We start from the raw sequence: 20,436 nt of genomic DNA, 5'->3' as shown, positions 1-20,436 counted from the left end.
TTGAGACGTCTTCAACAAATCAAAGAAGTTTTTTCAACCTTAAGGGAGATAGCTCCGTGATTGCTGAAATCGGTCACTTTGCGCTGATTCTTGCGCTGGTGCTCTCGGTCGTGCAGTGCGTGCTGCCGCTCGTGGGTGCCGCGCGCGGCATCGGTTCGTGGATGGCGCTTGCGCGTACCGCGGCCTACGCCAATGCGCTTTTTCTGACAATTTCCTTCGGCACTCTGGCGTATTCGTTTTACATCAGCGACTTTACGCTTTTGAATGTGGCGAGCAACTCTAACTCGCTGTTGCCGTGGTTCTACAAGGTCGCCGCTACCTGGGGCAGCCATGAAGGCTCCATTTTGTTCTGGGCCTTGATGCTGACCTGGTGGGGATTCCTCGTCGCCTTGACGAGCCGCAAACTGCCGCAGGAAACGGTGGCGCGTGTGCTCGGCGTCATGGGGTTCATCACGGCGGGTTTCGTGGCATTCATGCTCTTCACCTCGAACCCGTTCCTGCGTCTGTTCCCGGCTGCTCCGGAAGGCGCCGACCTCAATCCGTTGCTGCAGGACCCGGGCATGGTCTTCCACCCGCCGTTGCTATACATGGGCTACGTGGGCTTTACCGTTCCCTTCGCCTTTGCCATTGCTGCGCTGATCGCAGGCCGCCTTGACGCCGTTTGGGCCCGCTGGATGCGTCCCTGGACGACGATGGCCTGGATTCTGCTCACTTTGGGCATTTCGCTTGGCTCGTACTGGTCCTACTACGAATTGGGCTGGGGCGGCTGGTGGTTCTGGGATCCGGTCGAAAACTCCTCCTTCATGCCCTGGCTCACCGGTACGGCGTTGCTGCACAGCCTGGCCGTGACGGAAAAGCGCGGCTGCTTCAAGATCTGGACGGTGCTTCTGGCAATCATCACCTTTAGCCTCTCGCTACTGGGCACGTTCCTCGTTCGCTCGGGCATTCTCACTTCCGTGCACGCCTTTGCGACCGACCCGGAACGCGGCATCTTCATTCTGGCCTTCCTGATCGTCGTGATCGGTCTGTCGTTTTTGCTCTTTGCCTGGCGCGCACCGACCGTGGGGCTGGGCGGCAACTTCTCGATGGTGAGCCGCGAATCGTTGCTGCTTGTCAACAACGTGCTGCTCGTTGTGGCGATGGGTGCAGTTCTTCTCGGTACGCTTTATCCGCTCTTTTTGGATGCGCTCAATGCCGGCAAGATCTCCGTTGGTCCCCCGTACTTTGACGCTGTGTTCGGTCCTCTGATGCTGCCGATGCTCTTCCTGCTCGGCGTGGCACCTTTTGCCCGCTGGAAGGAGGCAGACCTTTCGCAGCTTACCAAGCGTCTGTGGATCATCCTTGTGGTGGCTGTTGCCATCGGCGTTGCCGTGCCGCTTCTGATGGGCCGCTGGAGCACCTGGGTCTTCGTGGGCATCACGCTTGCCGCCTGGGTTGCCGTGAGTGCTATTGACAATATCCGCGAACGTGGTCGCAACATGAAGGTGGGTTTCTTCAAGAAACTCGCTAGCCATCCGCGTGCGTTCTGGGGCATGCACCTGGCGCATCTTGGCGTGGCCATGTTCGTCGTGGGCGTTGCGCTCGTGAAGGGTTATCCGGCCGAACGTGACGTGCGCATGATGCCGGGCGAACACGTGTCTGTTTCCGGTTACACATTCACCTTCAACGGCACAGAAGAAGTGCGCGGCCCGAACTACACGGCCACCCGCGGTGACTTCATCGTGACCAAGGACGGCAAGGAAATCGCCAAGCTGCATCCCGAAAAGCGCAATTACTACAGCTCGCGCTCTATGCCGATGACCGAAGCGGCTATCAAGCACTCGATCGACGGCGATATTTACGTGAGCCTTGGTGAACCCGTGGGCGACGGCGCCTGGATTGTTCGAGCCTACCGCAAACCCTTCGTGACTTGGATTTGGTGGGGCACGATCCTGATGTCGCTGGGCGGCTTCATCGCCATTCTCGACCGTCGTTACCGTACTTCCCGTAAGAAGAACAACCGCGCGACGCAAGGCGCGACTGTGGGAGCATGATCATGCTGCGACTGAAGTATCTCATTCCGCTTTTGATTTTCCTTTTCGTGTGCGTGTTCCTGTTCGTGGGTCTGTATCTGGATCCCCGCAAGGTTCCGTCTGCTCTCATTGACAAACCTGCGCCCGAATTTTCGCTTCCTACGATGAGCGGCGAGACCGTTACCAAGAAGGATCTTCTCGGCAAGGTCTACCTGCTCAACGTCTGGGCTTCTTGGTGCGAAGCCTGCCGCTACGAGCATCCGTACTTCATTCAGCTCAAGAATGAAGGCGTCAAGACCACGATGGTTGGCTACAACTACCGCGATAAGCCCGCTCAGGCGGCTCGCTGGCTGCAGGTTTTGGGCAATCCCTACGACGTCATTCTCGTTGACGCCAGCGGCAAGGCCGCCATCGATTTTGGCGTCTACGGCGCTCCGGAAACCTTTGTGATCGACAAGAAGGGCGTGATCCGCTACAAGGTGATCGGTCCGATGACCGAAGAGGTCTGGAAGAAGGACGTCAAGCCCATTGTTGACATGCTCGAAAAGCAGTAAGAAGGAGAGTGCGAAATGATTTTCAGAAAACTCTGTCTTACGGTCGCCTGCACAGCGCTGATCTCGGTTGCTGGCGTAGCGGCGGCTCAGTCGGCTCCTTCGATTGCTCAGGTCGCCGAAAACTCCAAGGAAGCGGTTCCGACGGCGTTTGACCCGGTTGCTCACAAGCGCGTGCTGGGCATTTCCGAGCAGCTGCGCTGCTTGGTGTGCCAGAACCAGTCGATTGCAGACTCCAACGCCGAGCTTGCCGTTGACCTGCGCAATCAGGTGATCGAGCAGATCAATGCGGGGCGTACTGACGAAGAAATCATCAAGTACATGGTCGACCGCTACGGCGACTTCGTGCTGTACAACCCGCCCTTTAAGGCGAGCACGGTGATTCTTTGGGTCGGTCCGGCCGTGCTCTTTTTCGGCGCTGTGATTGCCTTCTACATCAACCTGCGCCGGCGCAAGAGCCAGGTTGCCAAGACGGAGCGTGCGTTGACGCCCGATGAAAAGCGTCGTGCGGAAGCACTGCTGCGCGGTGACAAATAACGAGCGGAGAGTAACAAGTGCTGTCTATTTTTATCGCTATTGCCATTGCGCTCGTCGTTATTGCGCTGGCTCTCGTGGTTTGGCCGCTCGTCAAGAAGGATTACGACGATGGCCTGTCGCGCCGCAAGGCCGACAATTTGGCCATTTTGCGCCAGCAGTACGAAGAGCTTGAGGCCGACCACAAGGCCGGTCGCGTGAGCGACGACGAATACGAGGAAACGCGTGCCGAAATTGAGACTCGCGTGCTGGAAGAGTCCAAGGACCCGGAAGATGCCGTGCCGATGAAGCAGGGCAAGCAGGGCGTTTATGCCGCTTTTGCTCTGGTGGTGCTCATTCCGGTGACTTCGTTCTTGATCTACCTGCAGATCGGCTCTCCGATTGCCATGGATCCTGACTTCACGCGTCAGCAGGAACAGATGCAGAAGATGTCCGGTCAGCACAGTGATGCCGAACTGGCCGAACAGGTAAGGTTCCTCGAAGAACGCTTGAAGGAGCATCCGGACAATGCCGACGGCTGGATGATGCTCGCTCGTACGAGCGCCGCAGTAAAGGACTGGGCCAAGAGCTCGCAGGCCTTTGAACAGGTCAACCGTCTCGTGCCCGATAATGCCGACGTTCTGGCCGACTGGGCCGACGTGATGGCTGCGGCCCAGCAGGGAGACCTCGAAGGTCGTCCGAAGGAGCTGATCGAAAAGGCGCTTGCCGTCGATCCTCAGCACTGGAAGGCGCTCGCTCTGATGGGAACGCTCTGCTACAACAAGGGTGACTACGAAGGTGCTGTGAAGTACTGGAGCCGCATGCTTGCCGGTGTTGAACAGGGCAGCGAAGAGTGGCGCCAGATCATGGAAAACATCGAACAGGCCCGCCGCGCCGGCGGTCTGCCGCCCGATCCCTCGATCGGTTCCATTGAACCTCAGTCCGATGCCTCGGCTGCGGCACAGCCTGCTGCCGCGTCCAACGCCGTGATCACCGGAGAAGTGGACGTCTCGCCCGAAATGAAGAGCAAGATTCGTCCCGACGATACGGTGTTCGTGTACGCTCGTCCGATCGAAGGTAGCAAGATGCCGGTGGCTTTTGCTAGCTACAAGGGAAAGGATCTGCCCATCAAGTTCCGTCTGGACGCTCAGAGCCAGATGGGCATGGGCATGAAGACTCTGGCCGATGTCAAGGAAGCCTATGTTGAAGCCCGTGTGTCGCGCTCGGGTAACTTTATGCCGACTTCCGGAGACCTCGAAGGTGCGGCCGACGGCAAGGTTGCCGTGGGCACCCAGGGTGTTCGTGTGGTGATCAACAGAACACTTCCGTAAAGATTGGTTGACAATTTCCACTGAACGTTGCCGTGGATAGGCACTACAAACCGCCGCAGATGCATGAGATTTCCCAGCGCTGCGGCGGTTTCTTTTCCTTGTTCCGGCCGATCAATGGGGGTGGCAAGTTGCTTGCAACAACTTCTGCCTTTTGCCGTAGCAGATTGAAACGTTTCCAAACGCTCGCTGTTGGGACTTTTTTGCCATCATTGCACTCATCGAACGCGGGATTGCAAAACCGCGGATCTTTTAAAACAACAAAAAGGATGAGCCATAATGCGAGCTAAATCTTTCCTTATCGCTTCCGTATGTGCAGCACTTTTTGCGGCTGCCGGCGTTCAGGCCGCCGCACCGAAACCGCCCCGTGCTACGCAGGGCACGACGGTAACCTTGCCGGTAACGGCCAGTGTGGAAGTGGCTAACGATCAGGCTGTGATTGAACTCTATGTGCTCGAACAGAGCAAGGACATCGCTCAAGCCACGACCAAGGCGATTGAACGCGCCGCCGAAGGTCTCAAGCAGCTCAAGGCTTTGTATCCGCAGGCCGAACTGAAGAACCAGACGCTCACCTCAACGCCGCGCTACAGCAAGGCCAAGGAAGGTGAGGCCCCTGAAATCGTTGGTTGGGAAGTGCGTCAGTCTGTTTCTGCCAAGCTCAAGAATGTCGAGCAGGCTGCTCCGTTCGTGCAGAGCGCACAGAAATACTTTGCTTTCAGTTCCGTCGGCTTCCAGCTGAGCCCAGAGTCACGTGCTGCTATGCAGGATCAGTTGGTTCGCGAGGCCATTAAGAACATGAAGGCTCAGGCAAGGGTCATTGCCGAAGCGATGGTCGGCCAAAACGCTCGAGTTACCTACGAGACGGTCGACTTCCACAACGCGGCCTACGATCGTCCGGTCACGTACCGCATGAACGCCGACATGGTGATGGCCAAGGCAATGGCCGCCGAAGCTGCGCCCGCGCTTCCTGTTTTTGAGCCGGGTATGACGACGCTTAGCCGTAATCTCACGGCCAAGGTCCGTATCCTTCCGAAGGCAAAGGCCCGCGTGAAGGCTCCGAAGCCGGATAACGACAGACCGCGACCGATGCATCCGATCGCCAATGTCAACTGAGATTATTGACTGATTCAACTTAAGCAAAGCGCGAAGACCGGACGTACGATCTTCGCGCTTAAACTTTGTTTGGCTCGTACCGCATCGGCACGGTGTTTTCCCATGATCAGAACATGAGCTTGACGGCTTCTAACGCCTCAAGATGAGCTCGGTCGCCGGCATCCATGAAAGGCTTGAGAGTTTCCGGATTACCGGCCGGGATGATGCCCGAGGGCGTGATGTAGCTCGTGACCCATTCGTTGGGGATGATGTCTACGAAGGGGTGACGGGAAACCGGAACCGTACCGATGTCGAAGTCCTGACCAGCAAACTCTTCGTAGGGTGCTTCTTGGGCCGAGGTAAAGTTGGAGTCAAACACGTGACGGTAGGCAACGATGTAGACAGGAATGCCAAGGTGCTTGGCGATAGCTGCGGGTCCTGTCGCGCCGGCCGGAACCTGAACATCACCGTTGGCGCAGATGCGCACGCCGATGACGTATAGAGCGCGCGCATTTTCGCGCATCATCAAATGTGGAATACCTGCATCGGTTACAAGATCCGCAGGGCACCCCGCCGCTCGTAGTTCCTTCACCGTGTAGTGTGTTTCGGCAAGCGGCGGCGACACCGGACAGTACACGCGCGGGATGCGTTTGCCAGCGTTCTTGCGATCAATCAGGACGGGAACCAGCGTGCCGCGCGCGACTGAATGTTGTGAACCGAAACCTCCCACCGCCGTAATCATGCCGTCCTGAGGAAGCGTGCTTTCGATGTGAGCGCGCATCTGTGCTTCAATCTTGTCGATGCTGTTGCAAATGATCGAATGCATACAGTTGAGCGCCGTGCAACATTCCTGAGGCGAAGCGTTGTGACTCATGAGGGCGGAGACCAGTCGAGACACAGCGTTGGCAGTGCGGCTCAGCGGGAAGCTGTAGGGACGGGCGGCTTTGAGAACTAATACCGCTTCCTGCAAGGTGTAATAGAAAGAGGCGGGAGTCGGGGTGTTGGCGTGAATCTGGGCCTGCAGACAGACGCTGGCAGCCGAAATGCCGGGAATCAGACCGGGGCCGGTCACGATGTAATCTCGCAATGCCTGAGCCAGAGGGTTGATGGACTCAAAACGTACATACTCTTCAGTTTCAAAGTTGCGGCTGTTGCGAATTTGCAGGCCGTCTTCCGTAAGACGATAGCTTTGTGACATGGATGAAATATTCAGAGTGCTCGGTATGGAAGATAGTCGAATTCTAGAGTCGGACAATCGGCACAGGCTTGTTTCAGCATAGTGTTTTGTCCATATCCAGTTGCGGACAAAGAAAAATCGGTGCCTCTGTTTGATCCGATAGGCACCGTTTTGCCGGGATTTTGCCTGCAAAAGAGCACTTTGACCATGCAAGATCGCACAGTGGCAGATTTTGTTGCAAAAAACGTTTGCCAAAAATGTAAAAAAAAGAGCCTCATTCGAATACCGAATGAGGCCTTGTGGAAATGTCAATGATTGGATGGAAAGCGAAAACTAGATGTCAAAGATTTTTTCCAGAGCATCACGATCGGTCGCAAGTTCCGGATGTTCGGAAAGGACGATCATGAGCTTCAGGCGAGCCTTGGCTGCCGAGATTTCGCCGCCCATGGCAAGACCGGCACGGCGGGTGTCCGTCACACTGCCTGGGTAACCGTAGACGTCAAGTACGCGGCCGCCCGGCGTACGCGTGGTGAGAACGACAGCAACGCCGGCTTTGACTGCGTCTTCAATGCCGGGAACCATGGGTGGGGGAACATTGCCGCGGCCGAAGCCCTCAATGACAATGCCTTTGCAGCCCTGAGAAACGGCAAAGTCAATGTAGTCGCGGGTCGAACCAGTCATGCACTTGATGAGGTCGACGCGAGCGGTCAGAGATTTGGGTGCGAAACGCAGTACATTAAGCGGCTTGCGACGAATAATGATCTTGTCAAGATCCACATAGCCGATCGGACCCCACCAAGGAGACTGGAAGGTTGCCGGGTTGGCCGAATGCGTCTTCATCACTTCGCCGGGAGCATGCAGAGTTTCATTCAGACACACGAGAACTCCCATGCCGACAGCTTCCTGACTGGCAGCGGTTTTGACGGCGCAGTAGATGTTCATGGGACCGTCCGGGCTGGTGTCGCCCGCGCCGCGCATGGCGGCGGTTGTGACGATAGGCTTGGGACTGGTGTGAAGTAGATCCAGGAAGTAGCTGGTTTCCTCGAGCGTATCGGTACCGTGTGTGACAATCGCCCCGGCCACGTCGTCCCGAGCCAGAACTTCTTCGAGCTTGAGATGCAGATCCCACATGTTCTGAGGCGTCATACCGGGTGAAGCAATGTTGGAGAACTGAATGAATTCCAACGGAGCAACCTCGCCGAGGCCGGGAACGGCAGCAGCAAGATCTTCACCGGTGCAAGCCGGCACCAGACCGTCTTTTTCCGGGTCGTACTTCATGGCGATCGTGCCGCCGGTGGCTACAACGACAACTTTTTTATCAATCATTTCCAATGCTCCTTGCGGGATAAAGTAGAAAAAAAGTTAGGATGCAAACACTTTGTCGTGCAGTGCCGAGTATCGTGCTGTTGCTGACTTGTACTCGGCCAGAGCTTCATCGATGCGTGCCGCCACTTTGCCGACACCAGTGAGAATCAGCTCTGTAAACTGATCGGCATCATCCATGGTGAGCGAAGGATAGACGACCTGCTCCAATTCTTTTCGTGAGATGAAAAGCGACAGACAACCGGTCGTGCCCGGAATGGAGCCGACGCCGCCCATGAGCTCGTGAATGTCATCGCTCATGAACGTCACGCCACCCAATTCTTCACTTGCATAGCGGTTGATTTCAGCGGCAATTTTGACCTTTTCAGCTGACGTAACGGCTTGCGCCAGTTTTTGTCCGAGGTCTGCGATGTGCATGCCCATCTCATAGGTCAATGCGCGCATGGCTCCGGCTCTACGGGCCAGCAATTCACGAGGGTAAACGATTGGAAAATCCAGTTCGTTTGCTGCTTCTACCAGACACTCGCTGACGACAAAGTTGTCGTCGCCGGGATAGGCTCGCGTGACGAAGGTCGGACAGTCTATTTTCGAACTCACCGGTTCGGCGCAAACTTTGCCTTCAACGAGAATGGTGGGCAGTTCGTCCAGGCGAAGCTGTTTCATCAGCTCCTTTTTTCCTGCAAGGTTCACGTTACCTTCGATGTCTTCATTGGGGCCGAGGCCGCCGCGTGTTGCGTTAGCCAGTGCCAAGAGAGAAACAGTGAGTCCGTCGACGTTTAAGACACAACCGAGCAGACGGCCGAAGTTGTCGTCGATATTTTCGTCGCCGACAATAAAGTAATTCGGCATGCTCTTGGCAAAGGAGTTCAAGGCTGCATTGGCTATTGCTGCCTGCAGTGCAACAGGAACCTCCATTGCACCTTGTCCCAATGTTCTTCCGAAGCATTTCATAGCAAGAGACTGCGTGCAGACTGCTTGCTCACCGACACAACGCTGTGCGAGCTCGGCTTCAAAAGGCGTAATACCTCGGCGCGGACTGGCCGTGCCGATGCCGCCTGAAGCGGTGAGAACCCTGAATTCGCCGTGTTGGCCGACCGTGACTTCGACCTTTTGAATGGTCAAGTCGAGATCGGTGGCAAGTTGCAGAATGCGAAGCGTTGCACAGAGTCCGCCGGAGTCATCCTGAATAAATCCGCAGTGACTGTTGGAGTGACCGCAGCCGGCGTGACCCACGATGCCCACGATGCTGTTGCGGGCATGATCCAATGGCAAAAGGCTTAAATGCATGACGGATCTCAGAAAAAGAGCGCTAAAACATTCGGAGAAGGCTCCGGACGCCATCGTTTGATGGGCGTCCGGATAGTCGGTAATCAGATTAGACGAGTGTCAGGATAACCGTGATCAGGAATGCCATTGCACAGCCGGCCAGAATCGACGGACGCTGGAAGGCATTGGCAGTCTTGAGGTCGCTACCCGGGATCACAGGAATAACCGTAGCCAGTGCGGCAACCGGACCGCCCGTCAGGAAGTACTGAATGAGCGAAGCGCCGGAAGCGGCGGCGAAGCAGGCAGCGAACGGATCCGCACCGGTCTGCAGAACAACCTGCAGGAACGGAACGAGAACGGAAACGCTGGCTGCGTAGGACTGAGTCAGGAAGCCTGTCAGGAAGGCAACGCCGAAAAGAATCAGCACAGGTGCCACGGAGAGCACGGGACCGACAGCGTCGCTCATGGTCTGAACCAGACCGACCTGCTTGATAACGGTGCTCATGAACAGGAAGCCGATGGTGGCAACGATCGGGGTGGCGATAAGGCTCACGCCCTTGAGCATTGCGGCTTCGGCTTCGCGCATCGGCTTGCCGCTCAGAAGCATGCAGACGATGGCGGAAGCAAGACCAACCAGGAAGACCGGGAAGCCGGCTACGAACCCGATGAAGAGAACGAGGAACGGCAGGAAAGCGCGCAGGGAGGTCGTGGAGTATTCACGGTTTTCGATCTCAGCCATGATTCGCGCTTGTTCTTCCTTGGTGATGACCACGCCGCGGCGACGCATGTCGGCGTTGCAACGGATGGCGGAAACCAGGAAGATCGTCAAGCAGGCGATCAAGCCGAGAACATTGAACAGACCGAAGCTGATGCCTGCCGTTGCGACCAGGGCGACCTGCGTCGGGTGCGTGAAACCGGCCAAGTTGCCGATGTGACCGGCGTGAGCCTGAATACCGGCGCACTTGTTGGGGTCAACACCAAGGCGAACAGCAGCAGGACCCGTAATGACAGCCGTGATAACGGGCTGCGTGAAACCGGTCAGAGCGCCGATCACACCTGCAGCGATACCGCCGGCGGAGCAAACGCCGGTGCCGCCGCCGAGCTTGTTGCCGACGCGCACGATGTCGCGAATGATAACGTCAAGGAAGCCGGTGGCCTGCATGATGCCGATGAAGAGCAAGATGCCCGTCATGTCGGCGATCACAGGGTTCAGACCGGTGTTAACCATCTTGGCAATGGTCATTTCGGCGCTTCCCATAATGGGGAAACCGGCAATCAAAGCCGAGAGCGTTGCGCCGACGATTGCGGTCATGTAGATCGGCGTTTTGCCCGTAATCATCAGGAGCAACGTCAATACCATAACCACTTGCGCAATTACGGAAGCTGTCATTTTTCATTCCTTTGGTTTGTCGCGCACGCCTTTTGATGGAGTGCGTGTGTTGATGAAACACTCGTGTCGTAGTGAGTACACTCCGACACTTATCGTTCAGTCTGAAAGAAAAAAATTTCTTTACCGTAAACCAAAGAGTGAAAAACGTTGCAAAAAGATTGCATCAGCGTTATGCGCCGAACGACTTTTGTCCGGAAACTCAAAGCAGAGGATCGCGGACCAGATCGCGTAGCAGGTAACCCACGCCGGAATAGGCGGAGATGACTCCGCCTTGTAGTCCGTTTTCCTCCAGCTTGCGACGGATGCGGGAGAAGGCTACGCGAAGGTTCTGAACGTCACCTATTGAGTGGCCGCCCCAGACTCTTTGCAATAGATGTTCGTGAGAAATAACGCTGCCGGGATGCTTCATCAGGGCAAGCATCAGATGGTATTCGCTGTCAGCGAGCTTGACTTCACGATCATTAATCCAAAGAGAACGGCTCGATTCACTCAATCGCATCGGTCCGTTACGGTACTCACGTTGTGCATTGTGTTCTTCGCTGGTATGCGCACGACGCATGACGGCTCGGATGCGGGCGATCAGTTCCTCGGTAAGAAATGGCTTGGTGATGTAATCGTCGGCTCCGCTGTCAAATCCGCGCAGCTTGAAGGAAGGTTCGTTTCGAGCCGAGAGAAAGATAATCGGAACGTTAGCCGACTTCGAAAGTCGCTCTGCACAGTCAAAGCCGTCCATCCCCGGCATCATGACATCCATCAAAACCAGATCAGGAGTCGGATCGGATTGAGCAAAGACTTCGAGTGCTTGCTCTCCGTCTCCGGCACAAACGACGTCAAAGCCGTTGGCTTCCAATTCCTTAGTGAGCAAGCGACGAATTTTGCTTTCATCGTCAACAACAAGAATCAAAGGCAAACTGCGGGTCGACATGGTTGTTGTGATCTGGATATTGTTGTTCCAATTCGGTTCAAATGAGTTCGGGTGGCATGCTCAGGGGCAGTCTGAGCGTAAATCGCGTACCGAATTCAGGGTTGCTGAAATGAACCGCGATGGTGCCGCCGTGCGCATGAATAATACCGCGTACGATAGTCAAACCGAGACCGCTGCCGCTGTGGCTTCGGCTGGCGGTCATGTCGGCTTGATAAAACTGATCAAAGATGTGCTTGGCTTTGCCCGGCGCAATGCCGATACCCTGATCGGTAATATCGATGACGATTTGCTGTCCGTCGATTCGGGTGCTGACGTCAATGAGAGCAACCTCTTGGGTCGGCTTTTTATAGCGAGCTGCGTTGTTGAACAGATTGACGAAGACTTGCGTCAATCGATCCGGATCCACACAGAAGAGCTCGGCATCCATGTCGATATGTCTTGAAACCTTCATGGGATAGCGTGCTGCAGCGAGCTTTTCTGCCCGATCAATAAGGCTGGCCACGTGAACGACTCGAACATTGAGCTTCATGGCTCCTGCGCGGATTCTTGAAACATCAAGAAGGTCGTCGACGAGTTGGCCCAAATGAATCGTTTCATCGGAGAGATCGCGGACATCGTTGATGGACGGCATTTGACCGTGTTCAATGGTTCGAGTCAGATCGCGCACTTGAAGCTGAAGCAAAGTGAGCGGAGTTTTGAGTTCGTGAGCCACCACGCCGACAATATTTTCCTTGACGGCTTCGAGACTGACTTCTTGGGTGATGTCGCGCAGAATCCATCCGGTTCGCTCGCCGGCAAGTCCCGGCATGTCGGAAACGGTAAACGGCAAGAGTTCCAGCACGCGATTGCCGCCGATGCGAGAACGGACGCGGGTTTTGGTTTTGTTTTGCAGATCATCTGTGATGCGGTTTCCCGTTATGCTCTCCCAGTTGGAGGTCATGATGTCGGAGAACATCAGCATCAATACGCTGTCCCCTTCGTTCAGAAGTTTGCCAGCGTATTCGTTCGCATAACGAATGAGACCGGATTTGCCGATGATCACCACCCCGTCGGTCATGGATTCAAAGACGGTCTGCAAGGCTGCTTGTTCCTGACTGAGGTGTTCGACAAGTTTGGCATTGGCAGAGACAATGGCCAGCGCATAAGCCAGACGCTCCAGCGAATTCCTCTTGTCTGCGGTGAGAATGGCTTCCTGCGGAAGAAGCAGACGGCCGTAGACGGTGCTGCCCAACCGAACATCAATGGAATTGTGCGGTGCTGGAGTCGAGATTTCGGTTTCGAAAACCAGAGAAGAAAGTTCCAGCAAAACTCTGAAGCGCTCAATGCAGTAGAAGATGACCGATGTTTTTGGCATGAAATGACCGGTGGAGGACAGCGGTGCGAGCAAAGTCTGCAATGTTTTTAGTTCTTCGTTTCTTGCAACCAGGTCGCTGGTGCGAGCCTGAACCTCGTCTTCAAGCCTTAGATTGGCTTTTTGCAGCTCTTCTTTGCCTTTGTCGACAGATTGCGCCATGCGGGCGAATGTCTCCTCAAGTTTGACAAGTTCGGTTGTTCCTTCAATCGCAAGCATCTTGTCGATACGAGTGAAATGACCGGTTTTACCGTAGTTTTCGACGCTGGCAACGAGCGAGTCGAAAGAACGGGTAATTGGAACCGCCATGAATGAGCCCAGGAAAAAAGTGCCGGCCAGTGCGGCAAAAAAACCGAGTGCCCAGATCACGGCTGTTTCCTTCATGGCTTCATCACGGGTTTGCTGAGCTTGCGAGATGACCAGTGTCCATCCCATGGGGCCGATGGGTACGAAGGCTTTTATGTGAGAAGAAAATCGGTCGCCTTCAGTCCGAAGCAAAAATGGTTCACCCTTGGATTCATGAAGCTGAGTAAGCTCAATGGGTGTCAGTGGATCGTAGGCGGCGTTGTGATAATGCGAATTGCTTGAGATGGCGTAGATGAGCTGACGATCGGCATTAAAGATAGCCCCGGAGTAGCTTTGCCCGTACAACAGATTGGCGAAGTCTTTGGCAAGCATCGAAATATCTACGGATGCCGTCAGTGTTCGATGAAGAATTCCGTTGGTCCCCGGCTGATCGATATTCAGGGTGAATACACGCGTTGCCAACGAATGCTGGGGAGTTTCGAGTGGCTGATTGTTTCGCAGAGATGTGGTAAAGCCTGTTTCATCGGTGTACGAGAGACTGCGGATGCTTGAATTTTGTGTGAGCAGGTTTTCGAATGTCCTGCTCTTCTGGGAAAGCGGAGCCTCGGGGCTGTAGGTGCTGAGTGCCAACGAGAGTTGGCTTCGGATATTGGATATGCCAGATTCAACATAAAGAGCGGCTTCTCGCGCAACGCCGAGCTGAAGGTTGTTTTGAACTTCAGTGGCGGTTTCGAAGTTTTTCTGCAGAAAGAACAGGAGCAGGATCAGAGGCAGAAGCGTTGTCCAGATCAGGACGTTGATCAGACGATTGCGGAATGACTTCGGCTCAACGATTTCTTCGAAATAGGGAGGTAATTCGCTGTCGCCGTAGAGATTGACCAATGGCTTGGGTGGAACGTTTGCAGTAGACATTGGATCAGTTGTCGTCGGACTCAATTTGATCGAAACATTTCATTTTAGTGAGGTTGACAACACATTCTGTTCGACGGAGAGGCAAATGCTCAAGTCGACAGCGAGCACTTTCTTTTCGTAGAACGCGAGGAAAACTGCGGCGTCAGTCGCGGGTTGCGATACCTGCAATTGACAACTGAGGACCTAAAAAAGCCCAGGCCGAGCAAAAACAGTGAGCCGAATCTGCCGTACCGAGTCAATGATGCCGAATACAGGCGGTACAAGAGCAAAGAAGCGCCCAACAGACAGGCCTTGGCAAAGCTGAAACATTCCTGCTATCAGTCTGGGTGCACGGCAACTCAAATGGAACATGCTTAATGGGAGAGTTCAGCGAAAAACGAAGGATTGAGTATTGATAATTTCTTTTCCAATCAATATAATGGCGCGTTCGACGTGCGTATTGACGGCGGCATCCCCGTTGTCAGTGCGCTCATGTCGCTGAATTTAAAGCATTTGTGTGCCTCATTTCGATGCAAGATGTGGCGTACGGAAGCTTCAAACACTAAAAGTTAACTTTTAACCCACGTGGGGTATTAAGAAAATGGCTGTTCAGCAAAATAAGAAATCCACCAGCAAGCGCGGCAATCACCGTGCTCACGACTTCCTGTCCAACCCGGCTACCGCCGTTGAACCCGGTACCGGTGAAGTGCACCGCCGTCACCACATCAGCCCGAACGGTTTCTACCGCGGCAAGAAGGTTGTGACGACCAAGCAGGACGCTGCTGAAGAATAATCTCGGTTCCGGAATATTCTGACGGTTGGAACGCGAGGAACCGGCTCAGGGGAGATCGGTAACGGGTGAAACACCGCGCCTAACCCCATGTCTCGGTCAATGTCGGAGGCATCCGGCAGCCCGGCAAAGCCGCCCCGGCCTTGAGAGTCGCTGCAGCACTTGATAGGCGCCGCCGCTTCGAAGCACGGCCGACAGAAAAACTGAAACCAAGTGAAAAAGGAGATCGTCTGTACGGACGAATCTCCTTTTTTGATGTCTGTCGTTTGCTAATATCGCTTCGCTAATGCTTTTTGACGACCGGCAGCCAAAACGTGAATCAGCGGTGAGGCGAATCGGTACGTCGTGTTTTTTTAGATGGAACGAATGACAGATTGCACCAACCGCATCTACACCCGAGTGCTGACAACGGGTTCTAAGTTAGCTGATCGTGCTGTGACCAACGGTGATCTCGCTAAAGAGCTTGCCGAGCGCGGCATTGAGACGAGCGACGAATGGATTCGCACGCGCACCGGCATCGGTTGCCGTCACATCGCCGTGGATGGGCAGACGACGCTTTCTCTGGCTGTGGATGCGACCCGCGACGCTTTGACGCGCGGCAATATCGATCCTCAGACAATTGACCTCATCATCGTGGCGACAACCACTCCCGACGGCTTGTTTCCGTCGATGGCCTGCCGATTGCAGAATGCCTTGGGCATCAAGGGGTGCGCAGCGTTTGACGTGCAGGCGGTTTGCGCCGGCTTTGTTTATGCCATGAGCGTTGCCGACGGTCTGATTCGCACCGGAGGTTACAAACGGGCCCTCGTCGTGGGCGCTGAAGTGCTGAGCCGACTGCTTGACTGGAATGACAGAACGACATGCGTGCTTTTTGGCGACGGCGCGGGCGCTGTTGTGATCGAAGCCTGCGAGCGTGAAGGTATTCTTGCGCACCGCATGCATGCGGACGGCTCCTTCGGCGTTGATACGCTTGCATGCGACGCGCGCATTGAAAACGGCAAAATTGCGGGCTCTCCCTTTATTCAGATGAATGGCCGCCAGGTTTTCAAGCTTGCCGTGAGCTCTCTGTCGGAAAGTTTCGTGGAAGTTTGCGGCATGGCCGGAATCGCGCCGGGCGAAGTCGACGTGTGGGTGCCGCATCAGGCCAACATCCGCATCATCGAAATGATTGCCGATAAGCTCGGCATTCCGAAGGACAAGACAGTGGAAACGGTTCAGATGCACGGCAACACGTCTGCTGCGAGCGTTCCGCTGGCGCTGGACTGGGCTGTCAAAAACGGACGAATTCATGAAGGCGACACCGTGATGCTGCAAGGTGTGGGTGCCGGCATGACCTGGGGCAGCGTGCTCCTGAAGTGGTAACAGATACAAAAACCGGAGAACGGAATTGAAATTAGCGTTTGTATTCCCCGGACAGGGGTCGCAGAAGGTCGGCATGGCCGACTGGGCTAAGGAGTCGGAAGCGGCTGCGGCCGTGATGCAGGCGGCCGATCGAGCGCTCGGAGAACCGCTTGGCGAACTGATTGCCAATGGCCCCGACACGGAATTGAATTTGACAGTCAACACGCAGCCCGCATTGCTTGCTACAAGCTACGCCGTTTTTGCGGCCTGGAAGGAAGCGGGCGGACCGATGCCTGAAGTGATGGCAGGACACAGCCTTGGCGAGTACACGGCTCTGACGGCTGCGGGAGTTTTCTCGATCGAGGATGCCGTGCGTCTTGTGCGTTTCCGCGCCAGCGCCATGCAGTCTGCAGTGCCGGTCGGCGTGGGAGGCATGGCTGCCATTTTGGGCTTGAGCGACGACGTTGTGATTGATCTTTGCGCCAAGGCCGCTCAGGATGAAGCGGTCGAAGCCGTGAACTTCAACTGCCCCGGTCAGGTTGTGATTGCCGGTCACAAGGCGGCCGTTGAACGTGCTTGTGCGCTTGCTCTGCAAGCCGGCGCCAAGCGTGCCGTGGTGCTTGCCGTGTCGGCCCCCTTCCACAGCACGCTGCTGCAGCCTGCAGCCGACCGTCTGGCCGAAGAACTTGCCCGCACGCCGATGCAGGAACCGATGGTTGACGTCGTTGCTAATGTAGACGTCGTATGCCACAACACGGTCGGGGAAATCCGCGCCGCATTGGCCAAGCAGGCCGCCAGTGCTGTGCTCTGGACCGGCTGCGTGCAGAAGATGCAGGAAATGGGTGTGACCCATATAGTCGAGTGCGGCCCGGGCCGCGTGCTTGCCGGTCTGGTTCGCCGCATCGCTCCCGAAATCACGGTTGCGAACGTGAGCGATCTGGCAAGCGTCAAGAATGTGATTGCGCAACTCAACGCATAAATCGAGAAGAAGGAAAAGAACATGCAGAACTTTTTTACCGCTGAAAGCTTTGCCGGACGCGTGGCGCTCGTGACGGGGGCAACGCGCGGCATCGGACGCGCCGTTGCCATGGCTCTGGCCGAGTGCGGCGCCAAGGTGATCGGTACGGCCACGTCCGAAGCCGGTGCGGCTCAGATCAGCGAAGTTTTGGGTGACAAGGGTCGCGGCATAGTCCTCAACGTGACTGACGCTGAAGCGAGCAAGGCTGCCGTGGATGCGATCGTCGCCGAATTCGGCCGCATCGACATTCTCGTCAACAACGCCGGCATCACCCGCGATATGCTTGCCATGCGTTTGTCCGACGAAGCCTGGGACGCCGTGATCGAAACCAATCTTACGGCTGTCTTCCGCCTGACTCGCGCCGTGCTGCGTCCGATGATGAAGCAGCGCTTCGGCCGCATCATCAACATGAGTTCTGTGGTGGGTGCCATGGGAAACGCCGGTCAGGCCAACTATGCTGCCGCCAAAGCCGGCATGATCGGCATGAGCAAGTCGGTGGCCCGTGAAGTGGCCTCCCGCGGCGTGACCGTCAACTGCGTGGCCCCGGGCTTTATCGAAACGGACATGACCGCCGCATTGCCCGAAGACGTCAAAACGCACCTCATGGCACAAATTCCGGCGGCTCGCCTCGGCAAAACGGATGATATCGCTGCAGCCGTGCTCTATTTGGCTTCTGAGCCCGCCGGCTACGTCACCGGGACCGTTTTGCACGTCAACGGCGGCATGTTCATGGGATGATGTAATTAGGCCTCAAGCCTGATAAAATCCCCCGATTAGAAAATTTTCTTCGGCAAACGGATGACCGTTTGCTCAACACAGACTAATTCCGCGGAGTAGGAAATGGAAGATTTGGAACAGAAAGTCAAGCAGATCATCGCTGAACAGCTTGGCAAGAACGAAGCCGACATCAAGAATGAAGCCTCCTTCATCGAAGATCTCGGTGCCGACAGCCTTGACACGGTTGAACTCGTGATGGCTCTTGAAGACGCTTTCAAGATCGAAATCCCGGATGAACAGCAGGAAAACCTGCGCACCGTTCAGCAGGCTATCGACTTCATTCAGGCCAACGTCAAGGCCTAATGCCTCTTGAGGCGCTGTCCGAGAGAGGGTAAATGACCTTGTGTCGGGCAGCATGAAGCAAAAGGGGGCGTGAGCCCCCTTTTTTTAGCGGATTTGTATTGCACAGAACAACAGGAAGGAAAACAAAAAGATGCGCCGTGTGGTTGTGACCGGTTTGGGCATGGTATCGCCGCTTGGTCTCGATGTGGAATCGAGTTGGAAGGCTTTGTTAGCCGGCGAATGCGGTATCGGACCGATTACTGAATTTGACGCTTCCGAATTCGGTTGCCGTATTGCCGGGGAAGTCAAGAATTTTGATCCTGCGGCCGGCGGCCTGCAGGCCAAGGAAGCTCGCCGTTATGACCGCTATGTGCAATTTGCCGCTGCGGCTGCGACCGAAGCTCTCAAAGATGCCGGTCTCGATTTCGTCGGCAAAAACGAAGAGGGTGATCGCGCCGGTTGCATTATCGGCTCGGGCATCGGCGGTCTGGAAACCATTTGCGTCAACCACAAGGCGATGCTCGAACGCGGTCCGCGCCGCATCTCGCCCTTCATGATCCCCGGTTGCATCATCAACATGGCTTCGGGTCTGGTTGGCATCATGAAAAACCTGCGCGGTCCTAACCTTGCTACCGTGACGGCTTGCGCCACCGGTTTGCATGCAATCGGTGAAGCGGCTTGGATCATTCGCCGCGGTGACGCCGACGTGATGCTTGCGGGCGGTACCGAAGGCACGGTCTGCGAAGTCGGCATTGGTGGCTTTGACAGCATGCACGCTCTTTCGCGCCGCAACGACGACCCGGCTCACGCTTCCCGTCCGTTCGACGTTGATCGTGACGGCTTTGTGATGGGTGAAGGCTGCGGCCTGCTTGTTCTCGAAGACTACGACCACGCCGTTGCCCGCGGCGCCAAGATCTACTGCGAACTCGCAGGTTATGGTCTTTCGGGTGACGCCTATCACATCACGACGCCTGCTACGGACGGCCCCGTTCGCTCCATGAAGATGGCGCTCAACCACGCCGGTCTGAAGCCCGAGGACATTGACTACCTAAATGCACACGGCACGTCGACCTCCGTGGGCGACATCAACGAATCCCGCGCTGTGCGCGAACTCTTCGGCGAACACACCGACAAGCTTGTGGTGAGCTCCACCAAGGGCGCTACGGGTCACTTGCTCGGCGGTGCCGGCGGTATCGAAAGCGTCTTTACGGTTCTTGCGATTCGCGACCAGGTGGCGCCTCCGACGATCAACATCGTCAACCAGGATCCGGAATGCTGCATCAATGTCTGCAAGGACAAGCCGCAGCAGATGGAAATCCGCGCTGCCGTCAAGAACAACTTCGGCTTCGGCGGCACTAATGCCACGTTGGTGTTCAAGCGCGTCTAATGTTTCAGCGGTGTTGTAACGCATAGAGAAAAAACGGCCTTCGGGCCGTTTTTTCGTACTTGCGGACACAAAAAAGCCCGGAGCGGTTCGCGGCGAACTCCCCCGGGCCTTCGGTCTTTCCTGGAAACGAACAGACATCTCGTCATTGATGCCTGCTCAGGATCAGGTTAACCGATTGTCTGTCAAAAAGTCATTGCTTAGTTGTTTCGACTGTTGCAGACTGTTCGGCGGACTTCTCCGCAGCGGCTTTTTCAGCCGCCTCCTGTTCGGCCTTGGCTTCGGCTTCTTCTTCAGCCTTTTCACGCGCAATGCGCGCGGCTTCAGCGCGAGCGGCGTCCGCTTCGGGCGAATTGTCAATGAATTCCTTCTCCGGTCCCTTCATGATTCCGACGCAGCGGAACACCACGATCGCCTTGACGCCTTCGCCCTTGGGATTCTTGCCGGAAACTCCGTCGATAAGCTGGGCGCCCTGGCCGTTTCTCATGCAGAAGTCATGGGCACGCTGGTAGAGGAATTCGCGCAACTGCAACTGCTGGTTGATGTTCTGACGCGTACCGGAAATGCGGTAGAGGTTGTAGTCGATCTTTTCTACGTCCGTGTAATTGGCGCTTTTTTCGATCGCATCTATCATGCCGCTGCATCCGGTCAGAAAGCCTGCACTAAGAGCCAGAAGCGTCGCGCCCGCCAAAATCTTTCGCATGTTTGTCCTTTCTAAG

At 55.8% G+C, this 20,436-nt stretch carries 18 protein-coding genes; 11 read left to right on the top strand and 7 right to left on the bottom strand.

The window, feature by feature from the left end; genetic code table 11:
• Positions 1 to 56: 56 nt before the first annotated feature.
• The 5 genes from DW133_RS05230 (at position 57) to DW133_RS05210 (ending at position 5,517) form a co-directional block, all read left to right on the top strand.
• Complete coding sequence (locus DW133_RS05230; RefSeq protein ID WP_118275587.1) at positions 57 to 2,033, top strand: heme lyase CcmF/NrfE family subunit; 1,977 nt, start codon at positions 57 to 59, stop codon at positions 2,031 to 2,033.
• Positions 2,034 to 2,035: 2 nt separating this feature from the next.
• Positions 2,036 to 2,566, top strand: coding sequence for a DsbE family thiol:disulfide interchange protein (locus tag DW133_RS05225; RefSeq protein ID WP_199588802.1), 531 nt, complete (start codon positions 2,036 to 2,038; stop codon positions 2,564 to 2,566).
• A gap of 15 nt (positions 2,567 to 2,581) precedes the next feature.
• Positions 2,582 to 3,100: a cytochrome c-type biogenesis protein gene (locus DW133_RS05220; protein WP_118275586.1), complete on the top strand. Its 519-nt coding sequence runs from the start codon at positions 2,582 to 2,584 to the stop codon at positions 3,098 to 3,100.
• A gap of 17 nt (positions 3,101 to 3,117) precedes the next feature.
• Positions 3,118 to 4,407, top strand: a complete 1,290-nt coding sequence (gene ccmI / locus DW133_RS05215; protein WP_118275585.1) for a c-type cytochrome biogenesis protein CcmI — start codon at positions 3,118 to 3,120, stop codon at positions 4,405 to 4,407.
• 276 nt (positions 4,408 to 4,683) lie between these two features.
• Positions 4,684 to 5,517, top strand: coding sequence for an SIMPL domain-containing protein (locus DW133_RS05210; RefSeq protein ID WP_118275584.1), 834 nt, complete (start codon positions 4,684 to 4,686; stop codon positions 5,515 to 5,517).
• Between the two features lie 106 nt (positions 5,518 to 5,623).
• Here DW133_RS05210 and DW133_RS05205 read toward each other — a convergent pair whose 3' ends face one another.
• From DW133_RS05205 to DW133_RS05180, 6 genes are all read right to left on the bottom strand, one after another.
• Complete coding sequence (locus DW133_RS05205) at positions 5,624 to 6,694, bottom strand: hypothetical protein (protein ID WP_118275583.1); 1,071 nt, start codon at positions 6,692 to 6,694, stop codon at positions 5,624 to 5,626.
• A gap of 312 nt (positions 6,695 to 7,006) precedes the next feature.
• On the bottom strand, positions 7,007 to 7,999 hold the full coding sequence (locus DW133_RS05200; protein WP_118275582.1) for an asparaginase: 993 nt from the start codon (positions 7,997 to 7,999) through the stop codon (positions 7,007 to 7,009).
• A 36-nt stretch (positions 8,000 to 8,035) separates the two neighbouring features.
• Positions 8,036 to 9,283: a hypothetical protein gene (locus DW133_RS05195; RefSeq protein ID WP_147408878.1), complete on the bottom strand. Its 1,248-nt coding sequence runs from the start codon at positions 9,281 to 9,283 to the stop codon at positions 8,036 to 8,038.
• Between the two features lie 88 nt (positions 9,284 to 9,371).
• The gene (locus tag DW133_RS05190) at positions 9,372 to 10,652 is read right to left on the bottom strand and encodes a citrate transporter (RefSeq protein ID WP_118275580.1); all 1,281 of its coding nucleotides are present in this window, start codon (positions 10,650 to 10,652) and stop codon (positions 9,372 to 9,374) included.
• A 199-nt stretch (positions 10,653 to 10,851) separates the two neighbouring features.
• Positions 10,852 to 11,577 carry a response regulator transcription factor gene (locus DW133_RS05185; protein ID WP_118275579.1) on the bottom strand — a complete coding sequence of 242 codons (726 nt, stop codon included), beginning with the start codon at positions 11,575 to 11,577 and terminating at the stop codon, positions 10,852 to 10,854.
• A 37-nt stretch (positions 11,578 to 11,614) separates the two neighbouring features.
• On the bottom strand, positions 11,615 to 14,146 hold the full coding sequence (locus DW133_RS05180; RefSeq protein ID WP_118275578.1) for a sensor histidine kinase: 2,532 nt from the start codon (positions 14,144 to 14,146) through the stop codon (positions 11,615 to 11,617).
• 580 nt (positions 14,147 to 14,726) lie between these two features.
• On the opposite strand from DW133_RS05180, the gene rpmF reads away from it, so the two are divergent.
• The 6 genes from rpmF (at position 14,727) to fabF (ending at position 19,720) form a co-directional block, all read left to right on the top strand.
• Positions 14,727 to 14,918: a 50S ribosomal protein L32 gene (gene rpmF / locus DW133_RS05175; RefSeq protein WP_118275577.1), complete on the top strand. Its 192-nt coding sequence runs from the start codon at positions 14,727 to 14,729 to the stop codon at positions 14,916 to 14,918.
• Between the two features lie 363 nt (positions 14,919 to 15,281).
• Positions 15,282 to 16,277 (top strand): beta-ketoacyl-ACP synthase III, encoded by a 996-nt coding sequence (locus tag DW133_RS05170; RefSeq protein WP_233542122.1) that lies wholly within the window; start codon positions 15,282 to 15,284, stop codon positions 16,275 to 16,277.
• 25 nt (positions 16,278 to 16,302) lie between these two features.
• Positions 16,303 to 17,235 (top strand): ACP S-malonyltransferase, encoded by a 933-nt coding sequence (fabD, locus tag DW133_RS05165; RefSeq protein ID WP_118275575.1) that lies wholly within the window; start codon positions 16,303 to 16,305, stop codon positions 17,233 to 17,235.
• A 21-nt stretch (positions 17,236 to 17,256) separates the two neighbouring features.
• Positions 17,257 to 18,012, top strand: a complete 756-nt coding sequence (fabG, locus tag DW133_RS05160; RefSeq protein WP_118275574.1) for a 3-oxoacyl-ACP reductase FabG — start codon at positions 17,257 to 17,259, stop codon at positions 18,010 to 18,012.
• 102 nt (positions 18,013 to 18,114) lie between these two features.
• Entirely contained in the window at positions 18,115 to 18,354 is a 240-nt protein-coding gene (gene acpP / locus DW133_RS05155; protein ID WP_118275573.1) for an acyl carrier protein, read from the top strand.
• 130 nt (positions 18,355 to 18,484) lie between these two features.
• A complete protein-coding gene (gene fabF / locus DW133_RS05150; RefSeq protein ID WP_118275572.1) occupies positions 18,485 to 19,720 on the top strand; it encodes a beta-ketoacyl-ACP synthase II in 1,236 nt (411 codons plus the stop codon).
• A 190-nt stretch (positions 19,721 to 19,910) separates the two neighbouring features.
• Here the strand turns inward: fabF and DW133_RS05145 are convergent, their stop codons facing one another.
• Positions 19,911 to 20,420 (bottom strand): hypothetical protein, encoded by a 510-nt coding sequence (locus DW133_RS05145; RefSeq protein WP_118275571.1) that lies wholly within the window; start codon positions 20,418 to 20,420, stop codon positions 19,911 to 19,913.
• Positions 20,421 to 20,436 lie beyond the last annotated feature (16 nt).

Source organism: Sutterella sp. AM11-39 (assembly GCF_003472385.1).
Taxonomy (GTDB): domain Bacteria; phylum Pseudomonadota; class Gammaproteobacteria; order Burkholderiales; family Burkholderiaceae_F; genus Duodenibacillus; species Duodenibacillus intestinigallinarum.
This window is presented reverse-complemented; position numbering and strand designations above follow the sequence as displayed.

Bases quoted from the DNA above. Each gene is read 5' to 3' on its own strand.
- DW133_RS05225 (WP_199588802.1), top strand. From the start codon at position 2,036: ATGCTGCGACTGAAGTATCTCATTCCGCTTTTGATTTTCCTTTTCGTG.
- DW133_RS05220 (WP_118275586.1), top strand. From the start codon at position 2,582: ATGATTTTCAGAAAACTCTGTCTTACGGTCGCCTGCACAGCGCTGATC.
- DW133_RS05210 (WP_118275584.1), top strand. From the start codon at position 4,684: ATGCGAGCTAAATCTTTCCTTATCGCTTCCGTATGTGCAGCACTTTTT.
- DW133_RS05205 (WP_118275583.1), bottom strand. From the start codon at position 6,694: ATGTCACAAAGCTATCGTCTTACGGAAGACGGCCTGCAAATTCGCAAC.
- DW133_RS05200 (WP_118275582.1), bottom strand. From the start codon at position 7,999: ATGATTGATAAAAAAGTTGTCGTTGTAGCCACCGGCGGCACGATCGCC.
- DW133_RS05195 (WP_147408878.1), bottom strand. From the start codon at position 9,283: ATGCATTTAAGCCTTTTGCCATTGGATCATGCCCGCAACAGCATCGTG.
- DW133_RS05190 (WP_118275580.1), bottom strand. From the start codon at position 10,652: ATGACAGCTTCCGTAATTGCGCAAGTGGTTATGGTATTGACGTTGCTC.
- DW133_RS05185 (WP_118275579.1), bottom strand. From the start codon at position 11,577: ATGTCGACCCGCAGTTTGCCTTTGATTCTTGTTGTTGACGATGAAAGC.
- DW133_RS05180 (WP_118275578.1), bottom strand. From the start codon at position 14,146: ATGTCTACTGCAAACGTTCCACCCAAGCCATTGGTCAATCTCTACGGC.
- rpmF (WP_118275577.1), top strand. From the start codon at position 14,727: ATGGCTGTTCAGCAAAATAAGAAATCCACCAGCAAGCGCGGCAATCAC.
- DW133_RS05170 (WP_233542122.1), top strand. From the start codon at position 15,282: ATGACAGATTGCACCAACCGCATCTACACCCGAGTGCTGACAACGGGT.
- fabG (WP_118275574.1), top strand. From the start codon at position 17,257: ATGCAGAACTTTTTTACCGCTGAAAGCTTTGCCGGACGCGTGGCGCTC.
- acpP (WP_118275573.1), top strand. From the start codon at position 18,115: ATGGAAGATTTGGAACAGAAAGTCAAGCAGATCATCGCTGAACAGCTT.
- fabF (WP_118275572.1), top strand. From the start codon at position 18,485: ATGCGCCGTGTGGTTGTGACCGGTTTGGGCATGGTATCGCCGCTTGGT.
- DW133_RS05145 (WP_118275571.1), bottom strand. From the start codon at position 20,420: ATGCGAAAGATTTTGGCGGGCGCGACGCTTCTGGCTCTTAGTGCAGGC.